Here is a 6442-nt window from a genome sequence, read left to right as displayed (position 1 = left end):
CAGCGCGCGGCGCGTTTCCTCGTCGAGCCCCAGCGAGGTCGCGAGCGCGGGATCGATCACGAAGCCCGGCGGCGCCGCGCTGTGCGGTTCCTCCTCGCCCTGATCCTCATGATGCTCGGCGCCGCCCGCGATCGGCGCGGTCGGCGGCGCCGCCGCCTGCATCCGCGCGGCGTGCGCCTGACGCGCGAGCTTTTCGGCCATGTCGATGCGCAGCCAGCCCGAAGCGCAGCGGCGGAAGCCCGCGATCACCAGCCCGGCATGGCTGCCCGCCTTTTGCAGCACCGCGCCATGCGGCGGCAGCGCGGGCACCGGCGCGCCCTGCTGCGCCGCCGTCAACGCCGCGCGCCAGCGCACCGCCTCGGGCTTGAGCAGCAGCGGATGGAACAGGTCGAGCGAGCCGATGGTGAAACCGAGCTTGCGCAGCTGCGGCCGCTCCTCGGGGGTGAGCGCGCCCAGCTGATCCTCGACCGCCGCCCGGCCGATCGTTCCGCTGTTGTCGGTGAGCGCGGCGAGCAGCGCGCGGACACGCGGCGGGGTGAACAGGTCGCCCGCCGCTTCGCCCATCGCGGCAAGCGGCCCCGCATGACGCGCGAGCTGATCGGCGACAAAGCGCTGGAGTCGTTCGGAAATCGCCTGCACCTGATGCAGTTCGAGCCGCCGCAGCGACGGATCGATCTGGATCGCCGGCTGAACGAGCGTCGGCCCGCGCGCGAGCGTCGCGATGGCGTGGCCGTGCCAGGCGAGGCGCGGCGCCGTTCCCGGCTCGGCGATCAGCGACAGCGCGCTGTCGTCGCCCTCGGCGAGCGCGGTCGCGCGGCGCGCGAGTTCGGCGCGCAGATGCTTTTCGGCCGCCGCGAGCAGCATCCGGTGGTCGCTCGCCTTGGCGATCGGATCGACCTTGAACTGGAAGCCCTTGAGCGTCCCGATCGCCTCGCCGTCGACCGCGACAGTGCCGTCGGCGCCGACCGCGACCGGCAATGCGGCGTCCCGCTGCCCCGCGTCGCGGAGCAGCAGCGCGAGCCGCCGGTCGACGAACCGCTGCGCGAGCGCCGCATGCAGCGCGTCGGACAGCCGCGATTCGAGCGCCTGCGTTTGTTCGGTCCACCCCGCCGCGCCCGCGATCCAGTCGCCGCGCTGCGCGATGAAGCAAAGCGTGCGCACCGCGGCGATACGGCTCGCGAGCTGGTCGATGTCGCCCTCGACGTCGTTCAGCCGCGCGAGGCGGCGCGCGAACCAGTCGGCATCGATCATCCCGTCGCCGCTCGTGCGCCACTGCCACAGCTTGAAGATGGTGCGGCTATGGTGCTCGGCGCCCAATTGTTCGAAATCGGGGAGGCCGCAGACGTCCCACAGGCGCTGCACCGCATCGAAATCGCCGCCGCGTGCGCGCACCTCCATATCGCCCGCCAGATGCTTGAGCACCGCGATATCGACGGCTTCGGGCGCCGCGCGCAGCATCGGCTGGCTCGGCGGCTGCGCGAGGTCGGACAAAAGCTGGTCGAGCGAGCCGAAGCCCGGGGTCGGGTTGCGCCAGAACAGGCTGGCGAGCGGCGGGAAATGATGCCCCTCGATCGCGTGGATTTCCTCGGGGGTGAAGCCGCCCTGCGGCAGACCGACGGTGCCGAAGCCGCCGTCCTGCTGGTGGCGCCCGGCGCGCCCCGCGATCTGCGCCATCTCCGAAACCGTCAGGCGGCGCAGGCGCCGCCCGTCGAATTTCTGTAAGGAAGCGAAGGCGACATGCTGGACGTCGAGGTTGAGCCCCATGCCGATCGCGTCGGTCGCGACGAGATAGTCGACCTCGCCCGCCTCGAACATCGCGACCTGCGCATTGCGCGTCTTGGGGCTGAGCGCGCCCATCACCACTGCCGCACCGCCCGAAAAGCGGCGCAGCATTTCGGCGATCGCATAAACCTCCTCGGCCGAGAAGGCGACGATCGCCGAGCGTTTGGGCAGGCGCGAGAGCTTCGACGAGCCCGCGTAGCTCAAGGTCGAAAAGCGCGGCCGCGTGATGATCTCGGCCTCGGGCACTAGTCCCTTGACCAGCCCGCGGATGCTCGCCGAGCCGAGGATCATCGTTTCCTCGCGCCCGCGTGCGCGCAGCAGCCGGTCGGTGAAGACATGGCCGCGCTCGGGATCGGCGCCGATCTGCGCCTCGTCGATCCCGACGAAGGCGACGTCGCGCTCGACCGGCAGCGCTTCCATCGTGCCGAGCAGATAGCGCGCATCGGGCGGCAGGATTCGCTCTTCGCCAGTGACCAGCCCGACCTGCGCCGCACCCTTGATCGCGACGACGCGGTCGTAAACCTCGCGCGCGAGAAGGCGCAGCGGAAAGCCGATCATGCCGCTCGAATGGGCGGTCAGGCGCTCGACCGCCAAATGGGTTTTGCCGGTGTTGGTGGGGCCAAGGACAGCCTTGACCGGCTGGGAGGAGGATGACGTCATTTTCTTGGGAGCCAAGCTGGCATGGCGGCGGGCGCCGCGCAACAGATGATCGTTGAGGCGACTTCTTTTCCCTCCCCCTTGATGGGGGAGGCAGCGAGACTTGCCAGCTTGCTGGCTTAGTCGCAGCGGTGGGGGTGCAGGTTCGGCCTGAAGCGACGGCGCAAGGACGCACCGTCACCCTCATCCAACTTCGCCTAGTCGCTTCGCGAAGGCTCCGTATCCTTCCTCCATCAAGGGGGAAGGGTCCGAGCCTGTTGCATAATATCCCGGCCCCGCCACGCCTTGCCGCAATGCCCCGCGGCAAATCCGCCATTAAATTGACTTTAACGACCTTTCTTTACAGACAACGGCTCGAAAACATCATTCGGCAGCCGGGACTATGGGAGGCTGGCCGAGCGGGGGTTGCAATTTGTTTCAGCGTCACGAACCCATCGCGGGGATGTCCGGCAACGCGGCCGCCCTCACGATGTCGCAAGCGATCCCGCTGCGGCGTGCCGACTCCGATGCCGAACCGCAGCCCGGATGGCGCGACCGGCTGGCAGAGCTCGACCTCGTTCCCGACCTGGGCGACAATATCGGTTCGGCCGAGTGGTGGCGGGGTCTTGCGACATTAACCCTGCTGTGCGGAACCGCGATCGCGACCTTCCCCGGAATCCAGCCGTTCGAAGTCGGCGGCGCCCCGGCGATGGGCGCGGGCGATTTCAACGAAGCGCGCGCGCAGATGATTGTGCCGCTCGCATATGGCGGCGACACCGGGCGCCATATGGCGGCAACCGACGCCGTCCGTCCGCTCACGCAAACGCCCGAACGCCCGCAGATCGAACTTACAGCGACGCTGGGCAGCGGCGACAGCTTCGCGCGCCTGCTCGAACGCTCGGGCGTCGGCAGCAGCGAAGCGCAGGCGCTCGCAAGCCAGGTTTCGGGCGCGGTCCCGCTCGCCGACATTGCGCCGGGCACGCGCATCGACCTGATCCTCGGCCGCCGCGCCGCGCGCACGATGCCGCGCCCGGTCGAGGCGCTCGCGATGCGCGCGCGCTTCGACCTGCGCATCGAAATGGAGCGGCAGGGCGGCCAACTCGTGATGCGCCGTATCCCGATCGCGGTCGATGCGACCCCGCTGCGCATCCGCGGCCGCGTTGGCGACAGCCTCTATCGCTCGGCGCGTGCCGCCGGGGCGCCGCCGCAGGCGATCCAATCGTACCTGCGCGTCGTCGGCAAACAGATTTCGGTCGGCAGCGACATTCGCGCCGGCGACGAGTTCGATATCATCGTCGATTATCGCCGCGCCGAAACGGGCGAGAGCGAGACGGGTAAATTGCTCTATGCCGGCCTGATCCGTGGCGGCAAACCGAAACTCTCGATGCTCGAATGGAGCGTCGACGGCCGGACCCAGTGGTTCGAGGCGTCGGGCGTCGGCGAACAGCGCGGCGGCATGGCGCGGCCAACCAATGGCCGCGTGACCTCGACCTTCGGCATGCGCCGCCACCCGATTCTCGGCTACAAGCGCATGCACAGCGGGATGGATTTCGGCGGCGGTTATGGCGCGCCGATCTATGCCGTCACCGACGGCGTCGTGACGATCGCCGGGCGCCACGGCGGCTTCGGCAATTATGTAAAGCTCAATCACGGCAATGGCCTCGGCACCGGCTATGGCCATATGAGCCGCATCGCGGTGCGCTCGGGCCAGCGCGTGCGTCGCGGGCAGGTGATCGGCTATATCGGCTCGACCGGCCTCTCGACCGGCCCGCACCTCCATTATGAGCTTTATCGCAACGGACGTGCGGTCAATCCGGCGTCGGTGACCTTCGTTACGCGCGCGCTGCTCGAAGGCAAGGCGCTCGCCGATTTCCGCGCCCGCATCCGGTCGCTGACGTCGATCGCGCCGGGCGCCGCGCTGACCCCGATCGCGCCGAAACAGGTCGAAGGGCCGAAGCTCGGCAGCCTCGCCGATGTCGCCTCGAAGCGGGCCGAGGGCGGGATCTGACCTTCCTGACCTCCCCCTTGACGGGGGAGGCAGCGAGACTTGGCAGCTTGCTGCCTAGTCGCAGCGGTGAGGGTGCGGTCTCGGCCTGAAAGGGATGATGCTTGGACGCACCATCACCCCCATCCAACTCCGCCTAATCGCCTTTGGCGCCAAGGCTGCGTATCCTTCCCCCATCAAGGGGGAAGGGCATCGTCGCTCCAATATCCATTTGCCCCGCGCCCGCACCCCGCTATGCACCCCGCATGACCCAAGCCGCTTTCCCCGACCTGCGCCTGCGCCGCACCCGCCGCACCGGCTGGAGCCGCGCGATGGTGCGCGAAACCCACCTCTCGCCCGCGAACCTCATTTGGCCGCTCTTCGTCGCCGATGGATCGGGCACCGAGGAACCGATCGCAAGCCTGCCCGGCGTATCGCGCTGGTCGGTCGACCTGCTCGTCGAACGCGCGCGTGATGCCGTCGCGGCGGGTATCCCGTGCCTCGCGCTCTTTCCCTATACGCAGCCCGACCGGCGCAGCGCGGATGGCGGCGAGGCGCTCAATCCCGATAACCTGATGTGCCGCGCCACCGCCGCGATCAAGCAGGCGCTCGGCGACGAGATCGGCATCCTCACCGACGTCGCGCTCGATCCTTATACCAGCCATGGGCAGGACGGGCTGATCGACGATAGCGGCTATGTCCTCAACGACGAAACGGTCGAGGTGCTGGTGGGGCAAGCACTCAACCAGGCGCGCGCCGGCGCCGACATCATCGCGCCCAGCGACATGATGGACGGCCGCATCGGCGCGATCCGGCAGGCGCTGGAGGCCGAGGGTTTCGGCCATGTCCAGATCATGAGCTACGCCGCAAAATATGCGTCGGCCTTCTACGGCCCATTCCGCGACGCGGTCGGGTCGCGCGGGCTGCTCAAGGGCGACAAGAAGACCTATCAGATGGATCCCGCCAATTCCGAAGAGGCGCTGCGCGAAGTCGCACAGGACCTCGCCGAGGGCGCCGACAGCGTGATGGTCAAGCCCGGGCTGCCCTATCTCGACATCGTCCGCGCGGTGAAGGACAATTTTGCCGTGCCCGTCTACGCGTACCAGGTGTCGGGCGAATATGCGATGATCGAGGCCGCCGCCGCCGCCGGCGCGGGCGACCGCGACGCGCTCGTCCTCGAAACCCTGCTGGCCTTCCGCCGTGCGGGCGCATCGGGGGTTCTGAGCTATCACGCGCTCCACGCCGCACGGCTGCTTAACGCATGATCGCGACTGAGCGGCTGGTGATGCGATCGTGGCGCGACGAGGATGTCGCGCCCTTTCAAACGATCTGCAGCGATCCGGAGGTCATGGCGACCCTTGGTCCACCGCTCGACATGGAGGCAACGGCGGCGCGGATAGCATGGATGCGCGGGCATGAGGCCGAGCATGGTCATTGCTTCTGGGCGCTCGAGCGCCGCGAAGACGCGCGGCTGGTCGGCTGGTGCGGTGTTATCCGCGGCGACATGGCCCCCGTGGTGGACAAGGTCGAGATCGGCTGGCGGCTGGCGCGCGACTGCTGGGGCGTCGGTTTTGCGAGCGAGGCGGCGCGCGGCGCGGCGGCGTGGAGCTTCGCGAACCTGCCCGACGATGAAATCCGGGCGATCACCTGGCGCGGCAATGTTCGCAGCCGCGCTGTGATGGAGCGGCTCGGCATGCAATATCGCCCCAAGTTCGACTTCGATCATCCGGGGCTCGCCGCAGCGGATCCGTTGCGGCCGCACGTGACCTATTCGCTATCGCGCTCGACATGGAAAACCGCATGACCGTTTCCTCATCGCCGCGGCGCTGGCTGTTCGTGCTGACGATCCTCGTCGGCAGCTTCCTGCTTTTCCTCGTCCAGCCGATGGTCGCGCGGATGGTGCTGCCCAAATTGGGCGGCGCGCCGGCGGTGTGGAACAGCGCGATGCTCGTCTATCAGGCGCTGCTGCTCGGCGGTTACGCCTATGCGCACTGGCTCGGGCGGTTCACCGTGCGGCGTCAGGCGGTCATCCACCTCGCG

4 protein-coding genes and 1 pseudogene are annotated in these 6442 nt (G+C 68.7%); 4 read left to right on the top strand and 1 reads right to left on the bottom strand.

Annotated elements, in window-relative coordinates:
- A partial coding sequence (locus tag VJ811_RS07155; protein ID WP_324071565.1) for a helicase-related protein occupies positions 1-2442 on the bottom strand: 2442 nt, incomplete at its 3' end.
- Positions 2443-2908: 466 nt separating this feature from the next.
- On the opposite strand from VJ811_RS07155, the gene VJ811_RS07150 reads away from it, so the two are divergent.
- The 4 genes and pseudogenes from VJ811_RS07150 to VJ811_RS07135 form a co-directional block, all read left to right on the top strand.
- Positions 2909-4426, top strand: a complete 1518-nt coding sequence (locus VJ811_RS07150; protein WP_324071564.1) for a peptidoglycan DD-metalloendopeptidase family protein — start codon at positions 2909-2911, stop codon at positions 4424-4426.
- 242 nt (positions 4427-4668) lie between these two features.
- Complete coding sequence (gene hemB / locus VJ811_RS07145) at positions 4669-5667, top strand: porphobilinogen synthase (protein WP_324071563.1); 999 nt, start codon at positions 4669-4671, stop codon at positions 5665-5667.
- The gene (locus VJ811_RS07140) at positions 5664-6206 is read left to right on the top strand and encodes a GNAT family N-acetyltransferase (RefSeq protein ID WP_324071562.1); all 543 of its coding nucleotides are present in this window, start codon (positions 5664-5666) and stop codon (positions 6204-6206) included. Before hemB ends, VJ811_RS07140 begins: the two co-directional genes overlap by 4 nt.
- Positions 6203-6442: pseudogene (locus VJ811_RS07135) on the top strand (hypothetical protein); the annotation flags it as partial. The gene VJ811_RS07140 and the pseudogene VJ811_RS07135, both read left to right, overlap by 4 nt.

Origin of the sequence: Sphingopyxis sp., from assembly GCF_035250425.1 — a bacterium.
In the GTDB taxonomy this organism is placed as follows: Bacteria; Pseudomonadota; Alphaproteobacteria; order Sphingomonadales; family Sphingomonadaceae; genus Sphingopyxis.
The sequence above is the reverse complement of the archived record's forward strand: the minus strand, read 5'-3'. Positions and strand labels throughout refer to the sequence as shown.